This is a genomic window from Sulfurisphaera sp., from assembly GCF_059755235.1.
Map to the genome: position 1 here is coordinate 1 of NZ_DBPRYF010000048.1, position 26538 is coordinate 26538.

Genomic DNA, 26538 nt, shown 5'->3' on the forward strand with positions numbered 1-26538 from the left:
TTTGAAATCATCCTTTTGGGGATAAGAGGATAAATAAGCTTGAAGTACTGGAACATAATTGCTCTCTAGTTGATTATAATAAATTTCTTTACTAGTTAAATTTAAAAACATAGCTTGCTGATTTAATTTAACTAAAGATGGATTTCCGCCCATAATTCCTATGAAAAGTTTGCTAGAATTTAAATAGGAAGCTATTTGAGTTGCATTATCCCCTTGAACATAAACAGTAATATGAGGTTGAGGAGATATTGTAATAAGGGAGAAGATAGTTGCTATGAGTAATGGAAAGAAAACTACGAAGAAAATTGTCACTTTACTTCTAAGGTTATCCTTTATGATTGCAACTGCTGTAGGTATAATGTTTCTCATTCTCTCTCACTCTCTATTTGATTTATTAATGCTAGATAAGCTTCTTCTAAATTCTCTTTCTGAAATTCTTTCATTAATTCAGTTGGAGATGAGATTTTAACTATCTTTCCTTTGTATATTACCGCAACTTTATCAGCCAATTTCTCTGCTTCATCTAGGTAGTGAGTAGCTAAAAAGATTGTAATTCTCTCATTTTTCAACGATTTTATTAATTCCCAAATGTTTCTCCTTGATTTAGGATCTAAACCGGTTGTTGGCTCGTCAAGGAAAATCACTTTAGGATTCCCTACAAGTCCACAAGCTATTCCAACTCTTCTCTTCAATCCTCCTGATAACTCTCTAAATCTTTTTCTTTCATGTTCTTTTAAATCAAGCTTCTCTATTATCTCTTCTACCTTATCTGAAGAGTAAAGCTTAGCAAAATATTCAATGTTTTCCCTAACAGTTAAGTCAGAAAACCCTTGAAAATCTTGGGGCACAACAGTTACAATGTTCCTTATTTTTCCACAGTCTTTTGGAGAGGAGTATCCAGCAACGATTACTTTGCCTTTTGTGGGTTTAAGTACACAAGATAAGATCTTAATGGTAGTAGTTTTACCGGCTCCGTTTGGGCCTAAAAAGGAAAATATCTCACCCTCATCAACAGTGAAAGAAATGCCTTGTAATGCTTCAACGTCATTTTTGTAAATTTTCCTTAAATCATCAACTTCAATTAAATGCATATTTATCCGTTGATCGAATAAAATTTATGCTTTTTGGAAAAATCCCTTTAAAAGATTTCTTGGATAAAATTAGATCGGGAAATTGTAACGTTTGCCCATCTATAGGAGAAGATGATGCAATTGTAAAGATAGAGGGAAAATACTTAGTAATTCACTCTGATCCAATAACTGAAGCTGGTAAAGATGCTGGTTTTCTCTCGATAGCAGTAGCTTGCAATGATGTTAATATGAAAGGGGTACCTTGTAAATGGGTTCTAACTACTATTTTACTTTCTAAAAAGGAGAACCTAGACGAAGTAATTGACGGTATTAACGAAGCGTGTGCGATACTTAATTGTTCAGTTGTTGGAGGGCATACTGAAGTAACAAGGGGTTTACAACAAGACATTGTAATAACAACAGCATTTTCCTTTTCAGATCGTATTGTCAAATTATCAGATGGAAAAGTTGGAGATTATATTGGATTCTTTGGTTATGCAGGTTTAGAGGGGACATGGATTCTAGCAAATGAATATGAAGAAGAACTTATCAAGAGGGGAGTTTCCAAAACAAGCATAGAAAAAGCTAAAGAACTAAAGAAGTTGATCCCAGTACAAGAGACCGCTATAAGAGTTAAAGACTATGTTGTTGCAATGCATGATACAACTGAAGGAGGAGTTTATCAAGCATTACTAGAAATAGCAAAAGCCACTGGAAAGAAAGTGTTTATTGAAAAGAGACCGCCACTTCTTAATGAAACTGCAGAAATAACTAAAGCGCTAAACCTCAATCCTTATACTTTAATTTCTTCTGGTGCTTTTGTCGTGATAACAAGAGAACCAAGAAAGATAGAAGAGCTTGGAGGTGTTATAATAGGTAAAATAGTTGAAGGAGAGGGTGTATTAGAAATAAAAGGAGAGGGTACTTATGAAAATGACTTCGAGGAGGAACTTGTTAAATTTGAAAGCAGTCATAATGGCAGGAGGTAAGGGTACTAGACTTTCCCCCCTTAAGCCAATTCTTGATTTATGCGGTTACCCTATGTTTTATTGGGTTTACAAAACACTAACTAACTTTACTAGAGAAATTTATCTAGCTATTACACCGTCAAGTCCATTAGTTTTTACTGATTTTAAGAAAATTCTCACAGAAGGTAAAGGATATGAATATGACGTTGTTTCAGTTTTAAGAAAGACAGGTTTTCCTACTCTAATAGTACCATCTGACACACCATTTATACGAGAAGAAGCTATTCTTTCTCTATTTTCATGTAAAAAATCAATTTGTTCATTAGTAACGAAAAACGGATTTGTTGGAATAAGCCTATGGAATAGATTAGACTTTGAAGACTATGAGAATGTGTACTATGACGGTGAAATAATTAACGTAAACACCTTCTCTGACTATATTACTGTAAAAAATTTATGTAGGGAGATGGAATATAGCTAGTGGCTAAAAGAATCTTAATACTAACACCATTCAGAGGCGTTTTTGCAATCGGTTATGCCTTTCTTGGGATAATAATATTCTTTGTATCAATTGGATACTTCACTTCATTACTCAAAACCGTTGGTGTCAATCCTCTCATAAGTTATTTGTTATCTGTAGAATTAGCTCTTTTTAGCTTAGTCTTTAGCCCAGTAAACATTGTAATTAAAGAAGTTAATAGGGAAGCTTTAGCACCAGAAGTCGATGTAGTTTACGTTTTTGGAATTCCAGTTTATGTACCAAGAATAGCTCAAAGGATAATGAAAACACTTATAGCTGTAAATGTAGGAGGAGCTATAATACCAACATTACTTTCTATAACTTTAATGTACTTAGCGTTTAAAGGGAACACATTTTTCCTTTTGCTAATTGATCTAGTTCTTCTAATTGTAATATGTAAAATTTTTTCTAGGGTAGTCCCGGGTGTAGGAGTAGTTATGAATCCGCTTATTGCCCCACTTTTTTCAGTCCTACTAAGTTACATGATCTTTTACAAAATGAGTTACTTAATACCAGTCTCGGCTTATATTAGTAGCGTCTTGGGGTCTTTAATAGGGGCTGACTTACTGAATTTGAAGAAAATTATCGAATCAAGTCCACAAGTCGTAAGTATTGGAGGTATGGGAACCTTTGACGGAATATTTATGTCTGGATTATTTGCAGTTATGTTAGCTGAAATCTTTCTTCTCATTTAAGTATTTTTTCATCCTAATTGATGCAATACCTTCTTTTCCTTCTATATACCTAAGCTTGACACTTCCTCCTCTAAACCTAGCATAAACGTAATTTATTTCCCCTTCACTCCATCTTCCATACTCCATTAATTCCCCAAGGCCAAATTTTTCATCAATCCTTGAGAGGAGAGAGAGTTCATACTCCTCCACAGAAGATCTTCTTTTAGGAGTTGTAAAGAGAAATAGCTTTTTCACGTTAATAATTGTAGTCTTCATCACTAATAAAGCTTACAACTAAACGCTTTTAGGAATGAAGAGGAAGTTCGACAAAATATCAAATTTCTTCTCGAGATAAAACTTTTGTGTTATTTGAAATACTTAAGTCATTTCCGAATTTTCTTTCTTTATTTCATTACCAAGCAAATTCGTTTAAGTAACCTCTAGTTTTCAAGCGGTAATATTACAATACATTTAAATATTTTCATGAAGAGTGAAATCTTGTATGTATTGGATAGTGCCAGTACAAGAAGACTTTTGGGAAACAGTCGTTAAAACTAACATATTTGGGTTTCGCAAAGAATCTGTGCAAAGATACATCAAAGTAGGTGATTATATAATATTTTATGTTAACAAATACTATGCGAAAAAATATGGAGGGAAATTTGTCGGAATATATAGAGTAGTTTCTGATTGGTACGTTGACGAAACAATACTCTACCCTAATGAACAGTTAACTGGGAAAGCGATTGATATATATAGAGTAAAAGTAGAACCAGTAATCATCGGCGAATGTGATTCTAGGGAGTTGATTAAATCTCTTTCATTCATAGAAGACAAATATCAATTTTCCAAGTATTTAAGAAATGTCCCAGCAAACCTTAAAAGACCTGTACCAGAAGAAGATGCTAAAAAAATTGAAGAGTGCCTTAAAGCTTCAATCATCTAATTTGAGAACCTAAAATGCTGAGAGCGTTGTTAATTAATGAAAGAAGCTGAGAGAGAAGTCTTTGAACTAAATACTTGTACATAAAGATTATAATATAACGAATATTTATCACTAGAAGCAATCTCTTAGCAATCTCTTTCTGCTTCGCAACAAAATCTTTTAAACTACTTTCCACATCTAGAGATGAAATGAAAGATAGGAATTTCTGAGTTTTAAGCTTCAATTCCTTCACATTCGTGCAACTCGAAAAATCATCTTTGAAATTTTCGAAAGTCTTCCTAATTACCATATAGTTAGCTAAATCAATCATGATCAATATCTTATGTAGTATTATTATAAAAGATGGGCAAGATAATACATGTTAGAGTTTCTCCTAAACTAAAAAGAATAAATACTTTCAGTCGTGATATATCTCATGTTAAGAAAAGAAAAAAGAATTCTCATGCACGTAGGTCCAGTAAATATACTTGATAGAATACTTTATGTAGGACTGAAAAATAACGTAGGATTTTCATCGCCAGAATTTATACAAGCATTTCAATACTCACTGAAAAAGACGAGAGAACTATTTCAAGTAGACAGTACATATCAACCCTTCTTAATCCCTGGTGGCGGAACTTCTGCTATGGAAAGTGTAACTTCATTACTTAAGGAAGGAGAAAGAGTGCTTGTAGTAAGCAACGGAGTGTTCGGTGATAGATGGATAAACATTTTTAAAAAATACCCTGTGAAGGTTGATGTATTAAAGTCCGAGCCAGGCTACTACGTAGACCCTGAGACGGTAGAAAAACAAGTTAAAAAAGAGAGGTACTCCTTAGTTACATTTACTCACGTAGAAACTAGTACTGGAGTTAGACAACCGATTAAGGAAAGTGTAAAGGCAGTGAGAGACCAGGTTGATTTAGTTGTTGTAGACGGAGTTTCAAGTGTTGGGGCTGAAGAAGTAAAGGCAAAAGATTGGGGAGTAGATGTGTACTTAACAGCTAGCCAAAAAGCAATAGGTGTACCTCCGGGCCTCGGGATTTTAGTATTATCTGAAAATGCAATGAAAAGGCTAAGTGACGAAAAAAGTATTGCTGGATATTATCTTGACTTAAGAAACTGGTTACCAGTTATGAGAGGAATGGAAGAAGGAAAAGGAGTGTATTTCTCAACCCCTCCAGTCCATACAATTCTAATGCTACAAGAAGCTCTCAAGATAATTACAGAAGAGGAAGGGCTTGAGAATAGGATAAAAAGACATGAAAGAGTAGCTTCAGCTATAAGGGCAGGTGTTGAAGGTATGGGGCTTGAAATAGTAGCAAAAAGACCAGAAGCTTACAGCAATACTGTGACAGGTGTTTTGCTTAAGAAAGTAAATGCTGGAAATGTGCTTACAGACATAGTGTCAGAAGGTATTGAACTAGCCCCAGGCGTTCATCCAGCGTTACAAGGTAAATACTTTAGGATTGGTCATATGGGATGGGTTACAGAGAATGATGCAGTAGCAACCATAGCAACAATTGAAAGAGTGCTTAGAAAGTTGGGTGAGGACGTAAGAGTAGGAGAGGGAGTAAAAGCATTACAACTTTACTTAAGCAATAGTGAATGAAATCTTTTTTCTTTAAATATATAAACCTACATTTGGATAACTTAACCATGGACTTGTATGAAGCAATAAAAAGAAGAAGAGACCTAAGGAGTTATTGTAAAAGCGATCCTATTCCAGATGAGGTTTTAGCTAAACTGCTTTTATCAGCACATCTAGCACCTTCAGTAGGATATTCTCAGCCATGGAATTTTATTGTAATAAAAGATGAGAAAATAAAGAGGAAAGTTAAAGAGTTAGTAGATGAACAAAGAAGAGATTTTAGAGAAAAACTAGACGAAGAAAAGAAGAAAATATTTGATAAAATAAAGATTGATGCAATATTAGAGTCACCAGTAAATTTAGTAGTAACTTGTGATATGAACAGATTTGGGCCTTATGTTTTGGGTAGACTCACAATACCAGAAACGTGTAACTACTCAACTGTTCTAGCAATAGAAAATCTCTGGTTATCAGCTACAGCCGAAGGTATTGGAGTTGGTTGGGTTAGCTTCTTTAGAAAAGAAGATTTAAAGAGGATTTTAAGAATTCCCAATAACATAGAAGTAATAGCATATTTGACTCTATGTTATGCATCAAAGTTCCCGGAAATACCAGAGTTAGAAGAAAAGGGTTGGGGAAGAAGACTTCCTCTAGAGGACTTAGTATTTGAAAATGAATGGGGAAAGAAAACTAGTGAGAGCCTTTTACTCTCTTTAAGGAATGCAAAAATTTAGACAATACTTGATAAAAAGCTGAAATTATTAGATATTCAACGAAAAAAGTATTTGACAATAGATCTATAGAATTAACATAAATTAATATATATGATATATCAACAATTTAGGAACGTACCTTGAATTAGCTGGAAAAATTATTGATGCTATAGTCAAAAAGACACAAGAAATAACCATTTTCACTATCGATACACTTATTTCCAGATTCCTTGCAACCTGCTTGTAGCTCTTTTCTTTTATTTTTGCTCTGATAATATTGTCGGTCTTGTGTTTATTCAGCTTTAAGAACCTTTATTTGAAAACGCGCCTTTTCTATATTCAATGATTTCAGGACAGTAGATACATCAAGTTTTATAGTATATTTTATAGGTTAATTTGAAACAAACTAATGTTATGAATATAATAATATAAGTGTCAGAAAAGGAAAAAATTGATATGGCAAATGTTGTTGCCACGCATCTTGCTATGGAGAAAGATATCGAACGCATAGAAGTTGTATTCCTTGAAACAGCTATACATGCAGTAACCGATGAGAAAGCCATAAAACCCATGCTAGGTGCGGAAAAAGTAAAAGTGATGGCATGCAGAACATCTATGGAAATGCATAATATTAAGCCCTCTGATCTTGTTCATGGTGTAGAAGCAACTCCCAAAGGAGGATTTGTTGAAATACTAAGAAAACAACAAGACGGATGGTACTACATACATGTGTAAATTTTTGATAATGTATTAATTTTTTTCTTTTTCTTTGTGATTTATATTAATTTAGTACAAAGTTTCAATTTATGATAACATGCAAAGAAATAGTTTTAAATACATTGGATACAAACATAGTATCGGGTAAGATATTGGTAACTTATAAAGAAATTGAAGAATTTGCAAAAAATTCTCTTGGAGAAGTACCTGAGGTAATAAGGCTTCTAGCGAAATATAATGAAAATCTAGCCATAGAACAGTTTAATGAAAACATAAAGCTTTATCTTGGCAGAGAAAACATACCAAAAAAGATTGCAGCATTAATAGCAATGGCAGTTGCACTAGCAAACGGGCCAAAAGAATCTGCAATGATTCATTATAGGTTAGCAAAGAAATTTGGTGCTACAAATGACGAGATCCTTGATACAATGCGCTTCACAAAAATGGCTTTAATGTCTTCGACCCTTATGACAGTGTCAAGCACATTTCCCGCAGTCGTAGGAAATGTTGATATAAGTCCAAGCGAAAAAGAAGAGGCAGAGAATATTTTAAAGAAAATCGAATCAGGGCTCGGATTTGTTCCAGAATCCCCTAAAGCATTATCCCAATATTCTGTAGACCTTTTGAAAGAGCATTTGAGAGAAAGCAATGAGCTGCTTCAGAATCCTTTAAAACTTGAAAAGAAGTATGCATTTTTAATAGCATATGCTGTAAGCGCTTCAATACATAGTCTTGAATGCGAAAAGGTGTATTTGACTCAATACTTTAAAAATGGGGGTACCGTTAAAGAACTTTTAGATACGGTTGCAATAATTAGATTTATCACAGGGAATAGAGCCTTTGTAAATGGTCTTGAAATCCTAAGAAAAATGGGAGAAAATCAATAAAAATAGGATTCTTATAAGTTTTCCAAAATTTTTTCCTTGTAAAATTTTTTATTTTTAATGCGATTCATTGCTGAGTAAAGGATAATGATAAAGTGAGACTTCTAATGGCAACTAAGGAATAAACATATATTCAGTACGTGCATTCTTGCAGATATTAACAACACATCTAAGGTATTTAGCAAAGGAAAACTTACATCATATATGAATCTTATATAAGGTAGGGCCGAGAAATAGAAAGTTTTTACGGATGCTTTAAGTTAATATAGCTTGAAATAAGATGAGTCCATACAACGATGCGAGAGAGCAAAGGGAACAGCAATCTCCAGAGGACTTAGTATTTGAAAATGAATGGGAAAAGAAACCTAGTGAGAGCCTTTTACTCTCTTTAAGGAATGCAAAAATTTAGACAATACTTGATAAAAAGCTGAAATTATTAGATATTCAACGAAAAATACTATTAACGAATATGGTACGAGGATCCAGGGCGAAAGAGCTAAAGACATCACTTCATTTCCATATACTTTTCCTAGTGAATAGAGAGCTATAGGCTCATCTACCAGCATAAATAAGAGAGAGAGTAAAACGAAACTAACTCTCATATGATAAAAAAGGGACTAAAAATACAAAAATCTTTTTATTTCGGGAAAATCTTAGTTGTTAACCGAAACTTTCTTTAAATAATCTAATAATCCGCCAGTCTTCAGTATATCTAAAGGCATTCCGCTTATTCCCTTACCTTTGTATGTCTTTTGATTGTTTACTATAATTTCTCCAGTCTCAACATTGACTTTTACATAATCATCTTGGTTAATCAACTTAGTAGCTTCCGGTAAAACTATTGCTGGTAAACCATTGTTTATTGCGTTTCTATAGAATATCCTTGCAAAAGATTCGGCAATTATTGCCCTTACTCCTGCAGCCTTTAGAGCAATTGCAGCTTGCTCTCTTGAAGATCCCATACCAAATACCTTACCAGCAACTAAAATTACACCGACAGAAGCTTTTTTATAAAACTCTGGATCTAGTGGTTCCATTGCGTGTTGAGCTAAATATTGTGGGTCAGTATACTTTAAGTATCTTGCTGGTATTATTATATCTGTATCTATTTTATCTCCAAATTTCATTACTTTTCCTTCTACTATCATGCTACCACCCTTGGATCAGTTATTTTACCCTCTAACGCAGAGGCTGCTGCAACTGCAGGCCCTGCCAAATAAACTTTTGATTCATTACTTCCCATCCTTCCTTTAAAGTTTCTTGAACTTGTAGATACAATAGTTTCGCCGGGCCCTGCAACACCAAAATGCCCTCCTAAACAAGGTCCACACGTTCCATAAGTTATTATGCATCCTGCGTCAACTAAAGTCTCTATATATCCTAAGTCCATTACTTTTTTGAACAAATTGTATGATGCTGGAATTGCAATACACCTTGCTTTAACTTTTTTACCCTTTAATATCTTGGCAGCCATTTCAAAGTCACTTACTCTACCATTTGTACAAGAGCCAATAAACACTTGATCAACCGGAGTTCCTTCGACCTCATTTACTGTCTTAACGTTATCTACACTGTGAGGAGCAGCAACTAATGGGTCTAATTTTCCAAGATCAATTGTATATTCATCAACATACTTTGCACCTTCATCTGGTGTAACTACTTGTGGCTCATACCCTCTCATAGTTTTAATATAGTTTACTGTCTCTGAGTCTGGTATAAACATTAATGCATCTGCGTTCATTTCAATACCCATATTTGAAACTGTAGCTCTATAGTCCATTGGGAAAGCTGATGGCTCCTTTACAAATACCTCTAAAGTCATTCCATTAAAGTAATCTGCCTTAAAGTCACCTAGAATCTTCAATGCCACATCTTTACCGTTTATCCATTTACCAGGCTTACCTTCTAATGTGACTTTGAATGGTTGGGGAACCATTATCCATGTTTTTCCAGTTATTACTGCTGCAGCAACATCGCTAGCTCCTAGACCTTGAGCAAAAGCTCCAACTGCACCAGAAGTTGTAGTATGGCTATCTGCAGCAACTATTACATACCCGGGGTTAGCATATTTTTCTAACAACACTTGATGTAATATCCCATAGTTTATGTCATGAAAGTTTGGCATCTTTAAGTCTTTCACGAATTTTCTTATTTGGTCTTGTATTTCTGCACTTCTAACATCTGGTGGTGGAGCTAAATGGTCAAACGCTATTACAATTTTCTGTTTATCAAAAACTTTCAGCATTCCAGCTTTTTCCATTACTTCTATTACGTGATAACCAGTTAGGTCGTGAAACGCGGCAATATCTACTTTTATCTCTACTACGTCTCCGGGTGTTACAGTCTTCCCAGCTGCCCTACTCAAAATTTTTTCGGTTAATGTTTGAGGCACGTATATTAGAATGAAAAAGTAGAAAATAAATATTAGTTTAAAATTCGTTCGATTTCAGTTATTTTACTAATAAGCTGTTTTCTTTTTTCGATCTCCTCTTTTCAATAATTGACGAAACTATAACTCCTACAAAATATAAAGTAGATAGAGTTACACCGATAGTTGTTTCTATTAATCCCCCAGTTGTACCAGGAGAAACTATCCATGCTATTATAAACGAAACTAAAACTCCCCATCTCCAGTTTTCTCTCCATGTCTTTGCTTTTACTAAACCTAATTGGGTCAAAGAAGTCATAACTAATGGGAATTCAAAAGAACCGCCTACAGCTACCATTAGAGTTACTACAGTACTTACAAAGGATCTTAAACTAAGGGTGGGATCTACTCCTAACTCTAGGTCTAGTCTATAAACAAATAACATCATAAAAGGAATAATTAAAAAATAGGCAAAAGAAGCTCCTGCAATAAAAAGAGCTGTAGCAGGAAGTAAGACATTCCTAACAACTTTTTTCTCATGCTCATACAACCCTGGAGCAATAAACGCCCAGATCTCTCTAAATACTAATGGAAATGAAGTTATTAAGGCTAATAGAAATGAGACATACATTGAGGCATATAAGGGATCAAATGGGTTTAACGTGATTAAATGAAGACCTGCAGGTTTTACTCTATCTAAGAACATATTATCAACCTCAATTGCAATACTATGATAAAGAGACGGATAAATAATAGGAATTGTATAAGCCCCTACTTTAATAAACGAAATATCAAAAGCAAAGTATATGAAAAAGAATATAGAGAGATAAATAATTATATTTTTAACTCTAATTGCAAGCTCTTTTAAATGTTCAATTAAAGGAGTCTCCTTATCGGTAGTGGGTTTCTGAACACTCATTTGATATCACTGCCATTTTGATTCTTCTTTAATTCTTCCAGTTCTCTTTCAAGCTCCTTTATCCTTTCTTCTAATAATTTTACCCTCATGTTCTCTAAACTGCTTCTTGTATCACTATATGTATTGTTTAGCTCTTTAACACCGGCTCTGAAATGATTGGAAACTTCTTTTACTGGTGTCGTAGTCTCCTCAGTTACTTGATTGAGTTCTTTCCTTAATTCAGTCATTAACTCATCTCTCCTTTTCTTGAATTCATTGTACCCTTTAAGCACATTTTTTATAGAGCTTGCAGAGCTTTTATCTCCTGCAAAGAGTAAAACACCCACTAATACAATAATTAAAAAATCATCTAAATTTCCTATCATTTTGATCACCGTGATAAAAAAGGGAAATTACTTAGATTGATTTTGAGATTGTTTCTTTAATTCATCTAATTGCTTTTGAAGTTCTTGTAACTTGTTTTCTAATTCTTTTTCTCTTGAGGTAGGTTGTTGTACTTGTGGTTGCTGCACTTGTTGTTGTAGCTGTGCCAATTCCATCTCTGATTCTAACTTACCCTTCTTGAATTCACCAGTGGCTCTTCCTAGAGATCTAAAAATATCTGGTAATTTTGAAGCTCCGAATAGCACTATTAGGGCTACAACAATCAATATTATTGTATCTGTGGGGCCGAATGCCATACTTTTATCATTTAAATTCTTTCTCGTGCTTATTAATAAACTTTGCTTCCAATTTTATGAATATGACTAATAGAGCATATTTATTTATGGATAGTTATTTTTCATACTTTAATGAACTTTACATTAACTTTCATAAGTTTATAATGAGTATACGAGATTCTATGATTAATAAAGAATATGGAGGAGAAAAGCGATCCTTTTTACTATATTATAGATATTGAAGTTAAGAGTTTTAACTATCCCTTCTAGAAAGTTAAGATGGTAGTAATATTATATTTTAGTGAGCTTCCGTATAAAAACAACAAGAATATGATAAAAAAGATGCAGTTTTCCGAATAAATCAAATCATACAAAAAAGGAATAAGCAAAACTTTTTAATAATATCGAAAAGTTAGACTTGGTGGTCAGATGGAAGAATCTTAGAAGGAATAAACTTAGCTTACGCTTATGTTGGAAATAACTTTGTCTTCAAGGAAGTTAATATAACAGCTTATGATAAGGAGTTAATAGCTATAGTTGGTCCTTCTGGAATAGGTAAATCCACACTACTTAGAATCTTAGGAGGCTTCATACCACCAAAAGAAGGAGAAGTTAGACTACTAGGAAAGAAGATAACTAAGCCAACACCAAAAATTGCACTAGTTCATCAGTCTATTGCTACCTTCCCTTGGATGACCGCATTGGAAAACGTTAAGCTTGGATTAAAATATAGAAAATTACCAAAAGAAGAGGAAGATAAAATAGCTAGAAAAATGTTGGAAATAGTAGGTTTATCTGGGTTCGAAGATTTCTACCCTAAGCAATTAAGCGGAGGAATGAGACAAAGGATAGCTATTGCTAGAGCATTGGCAGCTGAACCAGTAGTTTTACTAATGGACGAGCCTTTCTCTCATTTGGACGAGTTAACGGCTGAAGGATTAAGGCAAGAGATTTACCAGATGATATTCTCACCAGACACAAATCTCAGATCTGCAGTATTGGTTTCACATAACCTCAATGAGGTTGTAGAGCTTTCAGATAGAATTTATGTACTTAACGGTAGTCCGGCTACAGTAGTTGATGTCATAAAGATTGAAATGGAAAGACCTAGAGATCCTAGAGATCCACAGTTCTCTAAATACTTAGATCAGCTCTACAAGTCTTTAACACCAATAAAGAAAAGATTGAATGGTGAGGGTAAAGAATGAACCTTTCGCTTCTCATTACGATGATTTTAGCTTCTATGGTTACAATTGGAAGAGTATGGGTTGTAATTTTGTTTTCTATAGTTAGTGGCTGGTTCTTGGCATATGCAAGTGTTAAAAATAGAATTTTTGAGAATATTTACATAAGTTTAATAGAAGTCTTTGAGTCAGTACCAGTTTTTAGCTTCTTCCCGGTTGTTTTAGTCTTCTTTGTATTTGACATAGGTGGTAGTCTAGGTGTAGAATTTGCTGTTCTTTTCTTAGTGTTTACTGCAGTTGTATGGAATATTTGGATGGGAGAATATCAAGCTTTCAAAACTGTACCGCAAGACCTTCTTGAGGTAGCAGAAAACTACCGGTTAAAATTCTGGGGAACATTACGGAGAGTTTATATTCCATTTTCTCTGCCTAGAATTGCTGCAAACTTAATACCTAGTTTTGCTGACGCTATGTTTTATATAACTGTTAGTGAAGTTTTTGCTGTTGGGGTTCACACTTTTCAAGTATTCGGTATTGGAACAGTTATTGCCAATTTCGTATCTAGTGGAGATTATCTTAACGGACTAATAGGTGTTATAGTAGTAGGAATTTTTACGACTATAATTACAATTCTGCTTAGAGATTTTTCTAAATATACTATAGAGAAATATGGTTTAGATACTGAAATTACTGTAAAAAAGAGGGGAAGAATACATTTTGGTTATACCATAAGACTAACTAATGCTCTTTCTTCTACAGCCAAATTATCTAAAGTATTTCCTACTCCAGTAAAACTAAGAAGAAGTGTTGAAGATGAAGAAGAAAAAGAGCACAAATATTTGTGGAAAATAAGCGGAATTTTAGCTGGCGTACTGCTTTTAGCTTTAATCCTATATGGCGCTATCAACACAATTTTATCCGTTCCTCTCTCTACATGGAGTTATTTAATATCTACTATACCAGAAGATCTAATTGCAATAGGAGCCGATTATCTAAGAGTTGCAATAATCGCCGGAATCTCATTAGTTTTTGCAATTTTTGTAGGATATTATGTTGCCACACATGAAAGAGCTGAAAAAATTATTGTTCCATTCATTCAAGCCTATGCTTCATTACCTGCCCCTGCTTATTTCCCATTGCTCTTTCTTGTAACCATATCTTTCGTAAGCAAAGCCTTTGGGCCTTTTACTAATGAAGTGTATGTACTCTTTCTAGGTTTTATATCAACTTTTTACTATGTGTTCTATAGTTTCTGGATGGGGATAAAGAATTTACCACAACAATACTGGGAAATTATGAAAAACTATGACTTTAACTTCTGGCAAAAGATGAGATATGTAATTTTGCCTGGCACTTTTCCTTATATAATTGTGGGTTTATCCAGTACAATAAATAGCGCTTGGGGAGGTCTTGCAATAGGAGAATACTGGCCCCACATTATACAAGGTTACAATTTAGGTGTTCATACTGGTCTTATGAGGATTATAGATGTATCTACTGCTAATGGAAATATTCTGTTAGCGTCTTGGGTTTCTGTATTCTTTGGAGTTATCGTAATAATATATTCAATACTCTTTACAAGAAAGCTAATGGATCTGGCAAGAAAGAAATATATTGCTGAAGAAGGAATCTATCTTGCATGATGTGGAATCCGGGACCTGATTGTTGATGACATGCGCGAGCACTGATTTTTTCCCTTTTTTAATCTCTTGATTTTTCTTTCTCAAATATATTAGAAATAAAAACTAAATTATAATTAAGAAATATGTTTAATCTGTATGATAAAAAGTGTAATATTAAAACTTTTTAAACTCTAAATTACTTTATTATATGACAAAAAATGCCACCTTTTGGAAAAGTTCTAGTAGCTAATAGAGGGGAAATTGCTGTAAGAGTTATGAAAGCTATTAAAGAAATGGGCATGAAAGCTGTTGCAGTTTATTCTGAGGCAGACAAATATGCTTTGCATGTAAAATATGCTGATGAAGCATATTATATAGGTCCCGCTCCTGCATTAGAAAGCTATCTAAATATTCAGTCAATTATTAATGCAGCTGAAAAAGCCCATGCAGATGCTATTCATCCAGGTTATGGTTTCCTTTCTGAAAACGCAGATTTTGCTGAAGCAGTAACAAAAGCAGGAATGACATGGATAGGCCCGCCTGTAGAGGCTATGACAGCAATTAAGAGCAAACTAGATGGAAAGAGACTTGCTGTACAAGCTGGTGTACCGGTATCACCCGGCTCTGATGGGCCAGTTGAAAGCTTAGATGAGGCTTTGAAAATTGCAGAAAAAATTGGTTATCCAATAATGGTTAAAGCGGCTTACGGAGGAGGAGGTACAGGTATAACGAGGGTGGATAGCCCAGACCAACTAGCAGAAGTGTGGGAAAGAAACAAAAGGTTAGCTTATCAAGCTTTTGGAAAAGCTGATTTGTACATCGAAAAAGCTGCAGTAAATCCGCGACACATCGAGTTCCAACTAATAGGTGATAAGTATGGAAACTACGTTGTCGCATGGGAAAGAGAATGTACTATCCAAAGAAGAAACCAGAAATTAATTGAAGAGGCACCTTCACCCGCTGTAAAAATGGAAGAAAGAGAGAGAATGTTTGAGCCAATCATGAAATACGGACAACTTATTCATTACTATACACTTGGAACCTTTGAAACAGTCTTTTCTGATACTACAAGAGAGTTTTACTTCCTTGAATTAAACAAAAGATTACAAGTAGAGCACCCAATTACTGAGTTAATCTTCAGAATTGATTTGGTAAAACTCCAAATTAATATCGCTGCAGGAGAACATCTGCCCTTCACACAAGAAGAAATAAATAAAAGAGTAAGGGGACACGCAATAGAATTTAGAATTAATTCCGAGGATCCTTTAAACGATTTTACAGGTAATTCCGGTTTTATAACTTACTATAGAGAACCTACTGGCCCTGGAGTTAGAGTAGATAGTGGTGTTACCTTGGGTAGTTATGTACCCCCATTCTATGATTCACTAGTTTCAAAGTTGATTGTATATGGTGAAAATAGACCGTATGCAATTCAAGCAGGTGTTAGAGCATTAAATGATTATAAGATTGGGGGAATAAAGACAACTATTGAGTTGTATAAATGGATAACACAAGATGAAGATTTTCAAAAAGGAAAGTTTAGCATAGCCTACATTTCTGAGAAGAGAGAACAGTTCATTAAGTATCTTAAACAAAAGGAGCAAATGAAAGCTGCTCTAGCGACAGCAATTTTTGAAAGGGGTTTATTAAGGAAAGCCTCATCAACTCAACAGCAAACGACACAAGCAACAAGAAAATCAAACTGGAAATCATATGGGTTAAACCAACAAGCTTCTTATAGGGTGATGTGGTAATGAAGCTAATCAGAGTATCTTCAGATTTAGGAGATAATTTTACTGTTACTTACGATCAAAAAGGCAATAAAGATATCATAAGCTTTGAAGACAACAAATTTGAAATAGAATACGTTGGACCAGGCTGGAGAGAAGGAGAAATGCTCTTTAAGATTAACGGAGAAATTCATAGAGCTTATATTGATAATGGTTTTATCATAATTGATGACGAGTCCTTGTTCAAGGTAGATAGGATAACTGAGACACCAGTAGAACAAGGAAAGTCCCTTGAAGAACTTATAAAAGGAAAAGAAGGAGAGGTGTTATCTCCAATGCAAGGAAGAATTGTACAAATAAGAGTAAAAGAAGGTGATGCAGTCACAAAGGGTCAGCCTTTGCTTTCAATTGAAGCTATGAAGAGTGAGACCATAATATCGGCACCAGTAGCTGGTGTTGTACAAAAGATAATGGTTAAGCCCGGACAAGGTGTAAAGAAAGGTGACTTATTACTAATAGTTAAGTAATTAAATTTTTTATATTATTTTTAGTAAAAATAAAAGGTGAAAAGCATGTCTATATATGAAAAACCCCCGGTTGAAAAGTTAATAGAAGAACTAAGGCAATTAAAAGAAAAAGCATATAAAGGTGGAGGAGACGACAAGATACAATTCCAACACAGCAAAGGCAAATTAACAGCTAGAGAAAGGCTTTCAATGCTCTTTGATGATGGAAAATACAGCGAAATAATGACTTTTGCAACAACTAGAGCTACAGAGTTTGGCCTTGACAAACAAAAAGTATATGGTGATGGTGTAGTAACAGGTTGGGGAAAAGTTGACGGAAGAACAGTATTTGCCTATGCACAAGACTTCACAGCTCTTGGTGGAAGCCTAGGAGAGATGCACGCAAACAAAATAGTTAGAATTTATGAAACCGCATTAAAAGTAGGAGCACCAGTAGTAGGGATTAACGATTCAGGTGGTGCTAGAATCCAAGAGGGCGCAATGTCGCTTGAGGGATATGGTGCTGTATTCAAAATGAATGTGATGGCTTCTGGTGTGATTCCACAAATTACAATAATGGCAGGACCAGCGGCAGGAGGTGCAGTATATTCCCCAGCATTAACAGACTTTTTGATTATGATTAAAGGAGACGCATATTACATGTTTGTCACTGGCCCAGAAATTACGAAAGTGGTATTAGGAGAAGAAGTCTCTTATCAAGACCTCGGTGGAGCTGTTGTTCATGCAACCAAGTCTGGTGTAGTACACTTCATGGTCGATAGTGAGCAAGAGGCAATTAACTTAACTAAAAGATTACTTTCATATTTGCCATCTAACAACATGGAAGAACCTCCATATATGGACACTGGAGACCAAGCAGACAGAGATGTTGCAGGTGTCGAGCAAATTATTCCCAACGATGCTGCTAAACCATATAGCATGAGAGAAATAATTTACAAAGTAGTTGATAATGGAGAGTTCCTTGAAGTACATAGACATTGGGCTCAAAATATGATTGTCGGATTTGCGAGAATAGCTGGAAATGTAGTTGGTATTGTAGCAAACAATCCAGAGGAGTTTGGAGGCTCAATTGATATAGATGCAGCTGATAAAGCTGCTAGGTTTATTAGGTTCTGTGATGCATTCAACATTCCTTTAGTAAGCCTAGTTGATACACCCGGATATGTACCTGGTACAGAGCAAGAATACAGAGGAATAATAAGACACGGTGCTAAGATGCTTTATGCGTTTGCAGAAGCAACAGTACCTAAAGTGACAATGATAATTAGGAAATCTTATGGTGGAGCTCACATAGCAATGAGTATCAAGAGTTTAGGTGCAGATCTAGTTTACGCATGGCCCACAGCTGAAATAGCAGTAACTGGACCAGAAGGAGCTGTAAGAATCCTCTACAGAAGAGAATTACAACAGGCATCTAACCCAGATGACCTATTAAAACAAAGGATTGCTGAATATAGAAAACTATTTGCAAACCCGTACTGGGCTGCTGAGAAAGGACTAGTAGATGACGTAATTGAGCCAAAGGATACAAGGAGAGTAATTGCTGCAGCATTAGAAATGTTAAAGACTAAGAGAGAGTACAGATATCCTAAGAAACACGGAAATATACCTTTATAAGACATTCTTCCTCATTTATTTTTTCCATTTCAACTTCTCTTCCTAGAGCAATGAACAGTTTTCTTATTTTCTCTGTGTCTCCACAACTTACTGTAAACTCATTTTTGCCTTCTATAATGTACTTAAGCAATAAGCCTTGCAGCGGCTCTGACAATCTTCTCACCTAAATTAGGTCCTAGAAGTTGCTTAACTTTCTCTGGGTTTAATACGATATCTTCTGGTCTTTTAATGTCATGTTGATACAACATCCTTGCCCTCACTCTTCCTATTCCAGGTACTTTCACAAGTTCAACTAACTCGGGCTTTACACCATCCTTCACTCTCTGATGCAACTCGTCTAGTATATCTTTATGTTCTTTTAACTCCAAAACTGAGGCAACATGATATCCAGAATAAGTTAACCAGTCCATTGTGTCAATAATTGCCCTTAGATCACCTGACCCAATTCCATATTTGCCAAGTATTGTATCTTCGTCGATTTCATTTATCCAATCATAAATTACGTATGCTGTCTTTAATGCTGATAGATAATTTGAGAATTCAATTTCATCATCCGGTTCGTCTATGAAAAGCTCACAATCCAGCTCTTCGATTAATGCGTCTTCTTCAGCTTTGCCTACACTAAGAGAAGGTCCATCTGGAGTAAAAGCTAATAAATGAAGGTAAGCAATTTCACATCCTTTCTCATTTTTCTCTAATGCTTCTCTAATGGTAACAGCTGTAAAGGGGTTAATATAAAGGTCTGAAATTCTCTTTCCAAATCTAGTTAAAACTACATTATTGTCTTTGAGCCCAAATATATCATGGTCTAAAAGCCACTCTAGCCCAGACTCAAAGTACTTTTTGATTAGCTCTTTTGGTAAAAGAGACTCTTTAACATAACTTAGTAGATCCTCTTTATCCATTTCTCCCTCAGAGGCGATAGTTGAAATTAGGAACGAATAAAATGCACTCTCTGATCCTAACTTAGATTCAATAGGTTCAACATCAGACATTAGATATCTTTCAAATACCTTGTCTGCCTCCTTTCTAGACCTAACAACGATTACTGCTTCGCCATTCTCATCAAAGCCTGGTCTTCCGGCTCTTCCGCTCATTTGTTTGTAGTCCATTACTGGGATAGGTTCCATGAAACCAAGGACTTTCCTATTATATCTGTATATATCACCTACTACTACAGCCCTAGCTGGTAAGTTAACTCCGGCAGCAAGTGTTGGAGTTGCGACTATTACTTTTATTACTCTATCTCTAAATGAAGATTCTATAATATCCCTAAGTCCTTTTGATAAACCAGCGTGGTGATATGAGACACCCTTTATTATCAAGTCATGTAAATCCTCTTTTTCATTGCTTCCTGCATCCTCGATTTCTTTAATCTGGTTAGCTATTTCAAGGAGTTTCTTATCCTCAAGTTTAATGAAATTCATATTCTGAGCTATTTTCCTTGCTGTGGTTTCTGCTAGTTTTCTTGATGATCTAAATACAAGTACTTGACCTCCTTTTGAAACTATATCTAAAGTATAGGCAATTACACCGTCGTCACCATAAACTTTTCTAGAAGTATTGTCTTTATAAATTATTACAAAATCTTTCTTTTTCTTTTCTGTTTCTGGATATAAGACTCCCTCCTTTAACGGAACTGGTCTCCAATTTGTTGCAACTAATTCGGCTTCTAACCACTTAGCAATTTTTTCACCATTACTTATTGTTGCACTTAACCCAAGTATCACATCTCTTTTCTTAGCCCTTATTGCAACTGATTCTATTGTTGGTCCTCTTTCAGGATCATTCAGATAGTGAAATTCATCTAAGACAAAATAAGAAACTTCTCGTAACCATTTTGCGTTGTGCCTCCATAAAGAGTCTATTTTCTCGTATGTAGTCACTATTATATCGTAATTTTCAAGCCAGCTATCATCTGAATCATAATCACCGCTAGTCATACCTATTTTTAAACCTAGCTTTTCCCAATCTTTAAAAGTAGTATATTTTTCGTTCGTTAATGCTCTAAGTGGAGTAATATAGACAGCCTTCCCACCCCTAGATAAAAGATAATTAATAATCCCTAGTTCTGCTATTAGCGTTTTACCAGAAGCTGTAGGAGATGTAACTAGAAGTCTTTTTCCTTCTAGTAGTCCTTTTCTAATAGCTTCAGCTTGAGGAGGGTTTAATTTTCTAATTCCTCTACCTTTTAAAATCTCTATAATTTTCTTGTCTACTGGTAAATCGTCAATAGCTATAGTTTCCATGTTAAAACTACTTTCTTTTAACTGTTTTTATTTAAAAGGCTTGTTACTCATAAAAACGTTTAAAAATACACTGTCAGTTAACCCCCTCTATATATACTTAGCTTTAAGGTGTTGCCAAGTAAAGTTTTTTTAAAGGTTCATCTATTTCTTTTTTGAGACTTATGGTTGCTATAAGAAAATTAGGTGATAATACATTTGAATTGGATTTAGGTGAGGTAAAGACGATTTCATTTAAACTTGAAGAAGATTTTCTCAGAGAAATTGATGAAATGACAAAAATACTAGGCTACTCTAATCGAAGTGATCTTATTAGAGATGCCATAATAGAATATATACAATATTTAAAAGAGCTTGAAAAAGAAGAGACTAGAAAAGTATGAATTTTCTGATAATATTAATCTTCGTTACTGGACTATTGGCCTCATTTAGCGTTGGAGGAAACAACTCAGCTATAGCTCTTGGTATTTTGCTTTCTACAAACGTTTTGAAAAGAAAATATTCATATGCAATAAACGCTATATCACTTTTTGTAGGTGCATCCTTAGGAAGCTATACTATGTTGGGGAGCATTTATAGTACTATCTCCTCAACTGAAGAAATATTAATTGAGATTCTTCTTTCTTCCATTTTGATTTCATCAACAACAACTTTTTACTATTTAAATAAACGTGGAATACCAGCATCTTTGAGTCAGATGATTTATCCATCAATAGCTGTTCTAGTCCTAGTTTCAAGAGGTTTAGTTTCTTTTGATTGGGGAAAATTCTGGTTTACTGTGGCATCCTGGGGAATATCTCCTGTGGTCGCTATAGTAGTGTCTCTTCTTTCCTATTTTTTACTATCTAAAGCCATTTCAACCACAACTTCAAACTTTCTTGCCCAAATAAGATATTACAAAGTGTCACTTATCTTAGCCTCAGTGTTTACATCTTATGTTACTGGGGCAAACGCAATAGGTATTATAATATCTGCTGGAGTTTTAGCTGAACCTTTTTACATTACTTCTCTTCTTTATGCTGTTGCTTCAGTATTAGGATTTTATTTTAGTTCTAGAAAAGCTGCTATAACTGTAGGTTTTAGAATTACTAAGTTAGGCTATATTGGGGCATCTTCTGCGCTCATTGGGAGCGATATAATATCAGAAATATTTACACTCTTAGGGATTCCGATTTCAATAACTCAAACAATTATGGGAGGAATTATAGGACTAAGTTTTAGGAGCTTTGGGTTTGATATAAAGAAACAATTAATGCAGATTGCCAAAGGATGGACAGTATCACCAATTTTAGCGATCATAGTCAGCTTAGCAACTTACGGTGTGTTAAAAAGTATTTTAGGCCTTTAAAGTTGCATAAAGTACTTCTACGCTTAATGTTGCATCCTCCATTGAATCAAGTATATCATCTAGGAAAAATATTACATCACGCATCTGCAAAACCGTTATTAAGTCTATTTCTTTCTCAAGTTCATAAAGCCTTGATATTAAGGTATCTTTCATATCATCTCCAGACCTCTCTAACATCTGAATTTCTCTACCCACTTTCAGCGCCTCTTGTAAATTCTTTGATAGAGCTGAAAGCATTGATATTACTTTCTCTGCAGCTTCTTCGATTATTGCCAAATAAGCCAACATTGTCTCTCTGATCGAAATAATACATTTTTCTGCAGGCTTCCTTGAGACAAGAGATCTTGCTGAATCTTTTACTGAACTGCTAGAATGATACAAAGATTGAGTCAACATTACCATTGCTTCTTTAAAATCGGGTAAGAATGCACCACCATAAAGCAGTTCTAACAGTTCACCCCTAGTCATTGAAATTCTCTCATCGATTGTCTTTATTCTTACAAAATTACTATTTACAGAATCTTCATTACCATAAATTACTCCAGAAACAAGCAATTTTAATGCATCGCACTCAGCTTTTATATCTTCTCCCATCTTTACTAGTTTTTGAAATAATTCTTCTTCTTTGTTTATTCTGATTTTAATCAATTTAGATCATCTACTGTCTATTGGAATATATTTCTTTCCTACTTCACCTTTATAGTATGCTTTAGGCCTAATTATTTTATTATCTCTTATATACTCTATAATGTGAGACACCCATCCCACTACTCTGGCTGAGGCAAATACTGCAGGGAAAAAGTCAGGCTCAAAGCCAAGTGAAGAAAATACGATACTGGAGAAGAAATCAACGTTAGGGTAAATGCCTTTTGGACCTAAATATTTAACCCCTATGTCCTCAACTTTTTCAGCGATTGTGTATAATGTTTGTATCTCTCCTCCTTCTTTTTCGGCTAAGGTCTTAGCATATTGCTTTAATATTCTAGCTCTAGGATCATAAGTCTTGTAAACTCTATGCCCAAAGCCCATTAATCTTTGTTTGTTAGAGAGTCTTTGCAATATATAATCACTTACTTTATCTGGAGATCCAATTTCTTTAAACATCTTTAATGCTTCGTAATTCGCTCCTCCGTGCAAAGGACCTTTTAATGCAGAAATACCAGCTACTATTGAGGAATAAATATCTGAAAGAGTTGAGGCAACGACTAATGAGGCAAAGGTTGACGCATTCATTTCATGGTCTATGTGTAAAATTAATACAACATCCATCGTTTTTGACTTAATTTCATCTGGTTTTTCACCTGTTAGCATATACAAGAAGTTTTCTGCGTGGGAAAGTCTAGGATCTGGATCGACTATTTCTAAGCCTTTCCTTAACCTAGCATAGTAAGATATTATAGTAGGGAACTTTGCTATCAACTTAATGCCTTTTACATCTAGAGGTTCATCGTTTTTATTATCCTCAATGCCTAGTAAACTTACTACAGTCCTCAATATATCCATTGGTGAAGCATCTTTTCTTACATCTTTCAAGAACTTTATTGTTGATTCTGGTAGCTGTCTTTCTTCTTTTAACTTACTTTGAAACCAATCTAGTTCCTCTCTGTTTGGGAGTTTACCGTAAAGAATTAAATAACTAGTCTCTTCAAAGTTAGAGAATTCCGCTAGGTCATAAATAGAATAACCCCTATAGTAAAGTCTTCCTAATTCCCCATCTATGTACGTTATTTCTGTCTCTTTCACATATACGTCCTCAAGCCCCTTCTTTATTTCCATCCTTAACCAACTCTTTTAATTTGTTTAAAGCAAAATCTTTTTCCTTTTTTTCTAGCTTAGCCTTTTCAAGAATATCCTCAAGAGTGTATATAACTTCCCATGCTACTTTTCTATTTACCGGAAAAGGAATGCCGTCTTTCCCACCTGTAGCATAAGCATATTTGAATGGGTCATAAGGGTAGTTAACTGGATCATTATAGGATGGTGGTTCTTTGTAAATTAAATCAGCCACCAGATATAATGCTCTAGCTGTAGAAGGACCTAAACCATGTAGAAGTACTTCTTCCAAACTATTTGGACTGGCTTCATATAAGTTAGTTAATACTTGCTGGACTTTATCTACGTCTATTGGCTTCATATAAACTAACTTCGCTTTAGGGGAAATGACAATATTAAATGCTTTATTAAATGAGTCAAGAGTAGTTTGACCTTTAAGATATGTTAAAGCTCTTCTTATTTCTCCTGCCACACTACTAGGTCTTTCTTTTACTAGGTCTACTATTAGTTTCCTAATATCATTTTTATCCTTTTCAATAATATTTAATGCTACATCTTGTTTTGTCCCTGCTATTCCAGAGTGTGGCTCAATCACGAAGTTTTCTGTTTCTTGCCAATGATACCTTCTTGCATATCTAGTCTGAGTATTCATTCCCTGCTGAATAATGCCCCACTTACCAGAAGTAGTTACAATTAAAGAATGATGATATAACGTATGAGAATCTTGAATTAATACACTGTCAACCTTTGCTACTAATCTGCTTACTCTTGCCAGTTTATCTGCATCGACATTAAAACGTTTCGATAAAGAAAGAATTTCTTCTGGTACGTTACGTGCATTTTTACCTTTACCACCTAATACTGCTAATCCCTCTTCTTCTGGTTTTATCACTTCTTTCAATACCCCTAGAGTCACCGTCGTTGAACCAGAGGAATCCCAGTCCATTCCAATGATGTTGTTAAACCCTTGAAACCACAAGGGGTTTGAAAGTCTCTCTACAACTTTTTCTGGACCCCATTCTAATACCATAACGTCAATTATGGCTTTACTCAACCTTTTCATAATCTGAGCTAGCCACGGAGGAACATGACCAGTATGTAAAGGTAAATCAGCAATTCCTTCTAATTTCACAATTAAATTTCTTATCTACAAAGTCTAATTTAAATTATGCTTATCGCAGCAACATCTGATATCCATTCGCCTAAATACTTAACGCAGTTCTTCATAGCTTACAATAGCTTAAGAAACATTAACATCGATTTATTCCTTTTAGCTGGTGATTTAGCAGATGAAGGGAAGTATAACCACTTTTATCCGATTTATGAAGTTTTAAAGAAATATACAACAGTGGCAGTTTTTGGAAATGAGGATTTCCCTGAATATAGAGAGTACTATAGAAAGAATTTTGATAAAATAATTTGGCTTGAAGATTCTTCTACGAAAGTGGAAATAAACGGAAGAAAAATTCTCGTAGTTGGAAGCGAAGGAGTATTACAAGAGCCCACTAAATGGCAAAAACTTAATGGAATAGATGAAAAATATTTCCGAGAAAAGAAAGAAAAGATAAAAGAAATGTTATGTGAAAAAGACGCAGAATTTAAAATATTGTTAACGCATTACGCACCTACTTTTGCTACAGTAGTTGGAGAAAGAAAATCCGTTTATCCGCAACTAGGAGATAGAATAATTGAAGAAGCTGAATGTTTACCAAACCTTGCAATACATGGGCACGCACATTATGCAAAAATAACTTTTGGTATAGTTAGAAACGTAAGAGTTTATAACGTGGCATTACCAGCAAATAAAAAAATAGTTTTAATTCAGACTTTCTGATCTTGGGGTAACTCGTCGTATTTCTTAAATGTTAAGTACCATGCTTTTGCTGTAGGTAGTTTAACTCTCATTTCAGCCTCATCAAATATTGATGGTGGAGGAACTATTACGTCTTGACCAGGTTGCCAATTCGCGGGTAATACAACCTTTGCTTTATAGTTCACTATAGCTGCCTTAGTTGTTCTTAATAGCTCATCGATGTTTCTTCCAAATTCTAATGGGTACTGAGCTACGAATCTAATTACACCATCAGGGGACGCTAATACAACAATTCTTATTGTTTGACCAGAGGCTTCGTCAAGTGCATCTAACATTCTTGCAAGTTTCTTATCAGGATCAGCGATTACTGGGAATGGAACTTTAACTCCATATCTTTGCTCTATATCCATTAACCATTGAATGTGAGAGTATACACTGTCAACGCTTAAGCCTACTAACTCAACACCTAGTTTCTGAAATTCTTCATACTTTTGAGAGAATGCAACAAATTCTGTAGTACATACTGGTGTGAAGTCTGCGGGATGAGCAAATAGGAATAGCCATTTCCCTTTTCCAAATATATCTTTGTAAAAGTCTATTGGACCTTTAGTTGTTAATACTTGTGTGTCTGGGAACTTGGAGTATAGCTTGACCATTTGGAATCACTATA

31 protein-coding genes and 1 pseudogene are annotated in these 26538 nt (G+C 34.7%); 17 read left to right on the forward strand and 15 right to left on the reverse strand.

The window, feature by feature from the left end; translation table 11 throughout:
* Positions 1-369, reverse strand: a pseudogene (locus AC3OCB_RS08610) (ABC transporter permease); the annotation flags it as partial.
* Positions 366-1097 carry an ABC transporter ATP-binding protein gene (locus tag AC3OCB_RS08615; protein ID WP_498342364.1) on the reverse strand — a complete coding sequence of 244 codons (732 nt, stop codon included), beginning with the start codon at positions 1095-1097 and terminating at the stop codon, positions 366-368. The gene AC3OCB_RS08615 and the pseudogene AC3OCB_RS08610, both read right to left, overlap by 4 nt.
* A 20-nt stretch (positions 1098-1117) precedes the next feature.
* Between AC3OCB_RS08615 and AC3OCB_RS08620 the strand changes: the two genes are divergently transcribed.
* From AC3OCB_RS08620 to AC3OCB_RS08630, 3 genes are read left to right on the forward strand one after another with little or no spacing between them, the layout of a single operon-like run.
* On the forward strand, positions 1118-2059 hold the full coding sequence (locus tag AC3OCB_RS08620) for an AIR synthase family protein (RefSeq protein ID WP_498342002.1): 942 nt from the start codon (positions 1118-1120) through the stop codon (positions 2057-2059).
* Complete coding sequence (locus tag AC3OCB_RS08625) at positions 1998-2519, forward strand: NTP transferase domain-containing protein (protein ID WP_498342004.1); 522 nt, start codon at positions 1998-2000, stop codon at positions 2517-2519. Before AC3OCB_RS08620 ends, AC3OCB_RS08625 begins: the two co-directional genes overlap by 62 nt.
* Positions 2519-3253, forward strand: a complete 735-nt coding sequence (locus AC3OCB_RS08630; protein ID WP_498342005.1) for a DUF1614 domain-containing protein — start codon at positions 2519-2521, stop codon at positions 3251-3253. Before AC3OCB_RS08625 ends, AC3OCB_RS08630 begins: the two co-directional genes overlap by 1 nt.
* On the opposite strand, the gene AC3OCB_RS08635 is transcribed toward AC3OCB_RS08630, so the two are convergent.
* A complete protein-coding gene (locus tag AC3OCB_RS08635) occupies positions 3227-3487 on the reverse strand; it encodes a hypothetical protein (protein WP_498342006.1) in 261 nt (86 codons plus the stop codon). The two genes, AC3OCB_RS08630 and AC3OCB_RS08635, sit on opposite strands and share 27 nt — an antisense overlap.
* Before the next feature lie 247 nt (positions 3488-3734).
* Between AC3OCB_RS08635 and AC3OCB_RS08640 the strand changes: the two genes are divergently transcribed.
* Positions 3735-4178 (forward strand): EVE domain-containing protein, encoded by a 444-nt coding sequence (locus AC3OCB_RS08640; protein ID WP_498342007.1) that lies wholly within the window; start codon positions 3735-3737, stop codon positions 4176-4178.
* Here AC3OCB_RS08640 and AC3OCB_RS08645 read toward each other — a convergent pair.
* The gene (locus tag AC3OCB_RS08645; protein ID WP_498342008.1) at positions 4171-4488 is read right to left on the reverse strand and encodes a hypothetical protein; all 318 of its coding nucleotides are present in this window, start codon (positions 4486-4488) and stop codon (positions 4171-4173) included. The two genes, AC3OCB_RS08640 and AC3OCB_RS08645, sit on opposite strands and share 8 nt — an antisense overlap.
* Positions 4489-4593: 105 nt before the next feature.
* Between AC3OCB_RS08645 and AC3OCB_RS08650 the strand changes: the two genes are divergently transcribed.
* From AC3OCB_RS08650 to AC3OCB_RS08670, 5 genes are all read left to right on the forward strand, one after another.
* The gene (locus AC3OCB_RS08650) at positions 4594-5769 is read left to right on the forward strand and encodes a pyridoxal-phosphate-dependent aminotransferase family protein (protein ID WP_498342010.1); all 1176 of its coding nucleotides are present in this window, start codon (positions 4594-4596) and stop codon (positions 5767-5769) included.
* Positions 5770-5816: 47 nt separating this feature from the next.
* Complete coding sequence (gene bluB, locus AC3OCB_RS08655) at positions 5817-6482, forward strand: 5,6-dimethylbenzimidazole synthase (RefSeq protein ID WP_498342011.1); 666 nt, start codon at positions 5817-5819, stop codon at positions 6480-6482.
* A gap of 435 nt (positions 6483-6917) precedes the next feature.
* Positions 6918-7196 carry a DsrE family protein gene (locus AC3OCB_RS08660; protein WP_498342365.1) on the forward strand — a complete coding sequence of 93 codons (279 nt, stop codon included), beginning with the start codon at positions 6918-6920 and terminating at the stop codon, positions 7194-7196.
* 71 nt (positions 7197-7267) lie between these two features.
* Entirely contained in the window at positions 7268-8065 is a 798-nt protein-coding gene (locus AC3OCB_RS08665; RefSeq protein ID WP_498342012.1) for a carboxymuconolactone decarboxylase family protein, read from the forward strand.
* 277 nt (positions 8066-8342) lie between these two features.
* Positions 8343-8471 (forward strand): hypothetical protein, encoded by a 129-nt coding sequence (locus AC3OCB_RS08670; RefSeq protein ID WP_498342013.1) that lies wholly within the window; start codon positions 8343-8345, stop codon positions 8469-8471.
* 244 nt (positions 8472-8715) lie between these two features.
* On the opposite strand, the gene AC3OCB_RS08675 is transcribed toward AC3OCB_RS08670, so the two are convergent.
* Genes AC3OCB_RS08675 through AC3OCB_RS08695 form a run of 5 tightly spaced genes read right to left on the reverse strand, consistent with a single transcriptional unit; the run spans position 8716 to position 12029 of the window.
* On the reverse strand, positions 8716-9210 hold the full coding sequence (locus AC3OCB_RS08675) for a 3-isopropylmalate dehydratase small subunit (RefSeq protein ID WP_498342014.1): 495 nt from the start codon (positions 9208-9210) through the stop codon (positions 8716-8718).
* A complete protein-coding gene (locus AC3OCB_RS08680; protein WP_498342015.1) occupies positions 9207-10454 on the reverse strand; it encodes a 3-isopropylmalate dehydratase large subunit in 1248 nt (415 codons plus the stop codon). Before AC3OCB_RS08680 ends, AC3OCB_RS08675 begins: the two co-directional genes overlap by 4 nt.
* A 58-nt stretch (positions 10455-10512) precedes the next feature.
* Positions 10513-11349 carry a twin-arginine translocase subunit TatC gene (tatC, locus tag AC3OCB_RS08685; RefSeq protein WP_498342016.1) on the reverse strand — a complete coding sequence of 279 codons (837 nt, stop codon included), beginning with the start codon at positions 11347-11349 and terminating at the stop codon, positions 10513-10515.
* Positions 11346-11714 (reverse strand): hypothetical protein, encoded by a 369-nt coding sequence (locus AC3OCB_RS08690; protein ID WP_498342017.1) that lies wholly within the window; start codon positions 11712-11714, stop codon positions 11346-11348. Before AC3OCB_RS08690 ends, tatC begins: the two co-directional genes overlap by 4 nt.
* A gap of 27 nt (positions 11715-11741) precedes the next feature.
* Complete coding sequence (locus tag AC3OCB_RS08695; protein ID WP_498342018.1) at positions 11742-12029, reverse strand: twin-arginine translocase TatA/TatE family subunit; 288 nt, start codon at positions 12027-12029, stop codon at positions 11742-11744.
* A gap of 482 nt (positions 12030-12511) precedes the next feature.
* Between AC3OCB_RS08695 and AC3OCB_RS08700 the strand changes: the two genes are divergently transcribed.
* From AC3OCB_RS08700 to AC3OCB_RS08720, 5 genes are all read left to right on the forward strand, one after another.
* Positions 12512-13216, forward strand: a complete 705-nt coding sequence (locus AC3OCB_RS08700) for an ABC transporter ATP-binding protein (RefSeq protein ID WP_498342367.1) — start codon at positions 12512-12514, stop codon at positions 13214-13216.
* Positions 13213-14835 (forward strand): ABC transporter permease subunit, encoded by a 1623-nt coding sequence (locus AC3OCB_RS08705; RefSeq protein ID WP_498342019.1) that lies wholly within the window; start codon positions 13213-13215, stop codon positions 14833-14835. The genes AC3OCB_RS08700 and AC3OCB_RS08705 overlap by 4 nt, the downstream gene beginning before the upstream one ends.
* Before the next feature lie 197 nt (positions 14836-15032).
* Complete coding sequence (locus AC3OCB_RS08710) at positions 15033-16568, forward strand: acetyl-CoA carboxylase biotin carboxylase subunit (RefSeq protein ID WP_498342020.1); 1536 nt, start codon at positions 15033-15035, stop codon at positions 16566-16568.
* Complete coding sequence (locus AC3OCB_RS08715; RefSeq protein WP_498342021.1) at positions 16568-17071, forward strand: biotin/lipoyl-containing protein; 504 nt, start codon at positions 16568-16570, stop codon at positions 17069-17071. The genes AC3OCB_RS08710 and AC3OCB_RS08715 overlap by 1 nt, the downstream gene beginning before the upstream one ends.
* 45 nt (positions 17072-17116) lie before the next feature.
* Entirely contained in the window at positions 17117-18688 is a 1572-nt protein-coding gene (locus tag AC3OCB_RS08720; protein WP_498342022.1) for an acyl-CoA carboxylase subunit beta, read from the forward strand.
* Here the strand turns inward: AC3OCB_RS08720 and AC3OCB_RS08725 are convergent.
* Both AC3OCB_RS08725 and hel308 read right to left on the reverse strand, forming a co-directional pair.
* Positions 18660-18842, reverse strand: a complete 183-nt coding sequence (locus AC3OCB_RS08725; RefSeq protein WP_498342023.1) for a hypothetical protein — start codon at positions 18840-18842, stop codon at positions 18660-18662. The genes AC3OCB_RS08720 and AC3OCB_RS08725 overlap by 29 nt on opposite strands.
* On the reverse strand, positions 18811-20937 hold the full coding sequence (gene hel308 / locus AC3OCB_RS08730) for an ATP-dependent DNA helicase Hel308 (RefSeq protein WP_498342025.1): 2127 nt from the start codon (positions 20935-20937) through the stop codon (positions 18811-18813). The genes AC3OCB_RS08725 and hel308 overlap by 32 nt, the downstream gene beginning before the upstream one ends.
* Before the next feature lie 161 nt (positions 20938-21098).
* Between hel308 and AC3OCB_RS08735 the strand changes: the two genes are divergently transcribed.
* Positions 21099-21317, forward strand: coding sequence for a ribbon-helix-helix domain-containing protein (locus AC3OCB_RS08735; protein ID WP_498342368.1), 219 nt, complete (start codon positions 21099-21101; stop codon positions 21315-21317).
* Positions 21314-22282, forward strand: coding sequence for an inorganic phosphate transporter (locus tag AC3OCB_RS08740; RefSeq protein ID WP_498342026.1), 969 nt, complete (start codon positions 21314-21316; stop codon positions 22280-22282). Before AC3OCB_RS08735 ends, AC3OCB_RS08740 begins: the two co-directional genes overlap by 4 nt.
* On the opposite strand, the gene AC3OCB_RS08745 is transcribed toward AC3OCB_RS08740, so the two are convergent.
* Genes AC3OCB_RS08745 through AC3OCB_RS08755 form a run of 3 tightly spaced genes read right to left on the reverse strand, consistent with a single transcriptional unit; the run spans position 22271 to position 25187 of the window.
* Complete coding sequence (locus AC3OCB_RS08745; protein ID WP_498342028.1) at positions 22271-22930, reverse strand: DUF47 domain-containing protein; 660 nt, start codon at positions 22928-22930, stop codon at positions 22271-22273. The two genes, AC3OCB_RS08740 and AC3OCB_RS08745, sit on opposite strands and share 12 nt — an antisense overlap.
* Before the next feature lie 6 nt (positions 22931-22936).
* Complete coding sequence (locus AC3OCB_RS08750) at positions 22937-24058, reverse strand: citrate/2-methylcitrate synthase (RefSeq protein WP_498342030.1); 1122 nt, start codon at positions 24056-24058, stop codon at positions 22937-22939.
* Positions 24036-25187 (reverse strand): DUF763 domain-containing protein, encoded by a 1152-nt coding sequence (locus AC3OCB_RS08755; protein ID WP_498342031.1) that lies wholly within the window; start codon positions 25185-25187, stop codon positions 24036-24038. Before AC3OCB_RS08755 ends, AC3OCB_RS08750 begins: the two co-directional genes overlap by 23 nt.
* A 36-nt stretch (positions 25188-25223) precedes the next feature.
* Here AC3OCB_RS08755 and AC3OCB_RS08760 point away from each other — a divergent pair, with 36 nt between their 5' ends.
* The gene (locus tag AC3OCB_RS08760) at positions 25224-25889 is read left to right on the forward strand and encodes a metallophosphoesterase family protein (RefSeq protein ID WP_498342032.1); all 666 of its coding nucleotides are present in this window, start codon (positions 25224-25226) and stop codon (positions 25887-25889) included.
* Here AC3OCB_RS08760 and AC3OCB_RS08765 read toward each other — a convergent pair.
* Positions 25877-26524 carry a peroxiredoxin gene (locus AC3OCB_RS08765; RefSeq protein ID WP_498342033.1) on the reverse strand — a complete coding sequence of 216 codons (648 nt, stop codon included), beginning with the start codon at positions 26522-26524 and terminating at the stop codon, positions 25877-25879. The two genes, AC3OCB_RS08760 and AC3OCB_RS08765, sit on opposite strands and share 13 nt — an antisense overlap.
* Positions 26525-26538 lie beyond the last annotated feature (14 nt).

Coding starts and splice junctions, on each gene's coding strand:
- AC3OCB_RS08620 (WP_498342002.1), top strand. CDS start 1,118: ATGCTTTTTGGAAAAATCCCTTTAAAAGATTTCTTGGATAAAATTAGA.
- AC3OCB_RS08625 (WP_498342004.1), top strand. CDS start 1,998: ATGAAAATGACTTCGAGGAGGAACTTGTTAAATTTGAAAGCAGTCATA.
- AC3OCB_RS08640 (WP_498342007.1), top strand. CDS start 3,735: ATGTATTGGATAGTGCCAGTACAAGAAGACTTTTGGGAAACAGTCGTT.
- AC3OCB_RS08645 (WP_498342008.1), bottom strand. CDS start 4,488: ATGATTGATTTAGCTAACTATATGGTAATTAGGAAGACTTTCGAAAAT.
- AC3OCB_RS08650 (WP_498342010.1), top strand. CDS start 4,594: ATGTTAAGAAAAGAAAAAAGAATTCTCATGCACGTAGGTCCAGTAAAT.
- bluB (WP_498342011.1), top strand. CDS start 5,817: ATGGACTTGTATGAAGCAATAAAAAGAAGAAGAGACCTAAGGAGTTAT.
- AC3OCB_RS08660 (WP_498342365.1), top strand. CDS start 6,918: ATGGCAAATGTTGTTGCCACGCATCTTGCTATGGAGAAAGATATCGAA.
- AC3OCB_RS08665 (WP_498342012.1), top strand. CDS start 7,268: ATGATAACATGCAAAGAAATAGTTTTAAATACATTGGATACAAACATA.
- AC3OCB_RS08670 (WP_498342013.1), top strand. CDS start 8,343: ATGAGTCCATACAACGATGCGAGAGAGCAAAGGGAACAGCAATCTCCA.
- AC3OCB_RS08675 (WP_498342014.1), bottom strand. CDS start 9,210: ATGATAGTAGAAGGAAAAGTAATGAAATTTGGAGATAAAATAGATACA.
- tatC (WP_498342016.1), bottom strand. CDS start 11,349: ATGAGTGTTCAGAAACCCACTACCGATAAGGAGACTCCTTTAATTGAA.
- AC3OCB_RS08690 (WP_498342017.1), bottom strand. CDS start 11,714: ATGATAGGAAATTTAGATGATTTTTTAATTATTGTATTAGTGGGTGTT.
- AC3OCB_RS08695 (WP_498342018.1), bottom strand. CDS start 12,029: ATGGCATTCGGCCCCACAGATACAATAATATTGATTGTTGTAGCCCTA.
- AC3OCB_RS08705 (WP_498342019.1), top strand. CDS start 13,213: ATGAACCTTTCGCTTCTCATTACGATGATTTTAGCTTCTATGGTTACA.
- AC3OCB_RS08710 (WP_498342020.1), top strand. CDS start 15,033: ATGCCACCTTTTGGAAAAGTTCTAGTAGCTAATAGAGGGGAAATTGCT.
- AC3OCB_RS08715 (WP_498342021.1), top strand. CDS start 16,568: ATGAAGCTAATCAGAGTATCTTCAGATTTAGGAGATAATTTTACTGTT.
- AC3OCB_RS08720 (WP_498342022.1), top strand. CDS start 17,117: ATGTCTATATATGAAAAACCCCCGGTTGAAAAGTTAATAGAAGAACTA.
- hel308 (WP_498342025.1), bottom strand. CDS start 20,937: ATGGAAACTATAGCTATTGACGATTTACCAGTAGACAAGAAAATTATA.
- AC3OCB_RS08735 (WP_498342368.1), top strand. CDS start 21,099: ATGGTTGCTATAAGAAAATTAGGTGATAATACATTTGAATTGGATTTA.
- AC3OCB_RS08740 (WP_498342026.1), top strand. CDS start 21,314: ATGAATTTTCTGATAATATTAATCTTCGTTACTGGACTATTGGCCTCA.
- AC3OCB_RS08750 (WP_498342030.1), bottom strand. CDS start 24,058: ATGGAAATAAAGAAGGGGCTTGAGGACGTATATGTGAAAGAGACAGAA.
- AC3OCB_RS08760 (WP_498342032.1), top strand. CDS start 25,224: ATGCTTATCGCAGCAACATCTGATATCCATTCGCCTAAATACTTAACG.
- AC3OCB_RS08765 (WP_498342033.1), bottom strand. CDS start 26,524: ATGGTCAAGCTATACTCCAAGTTCCCAGACACACAAGTATTAACAACT.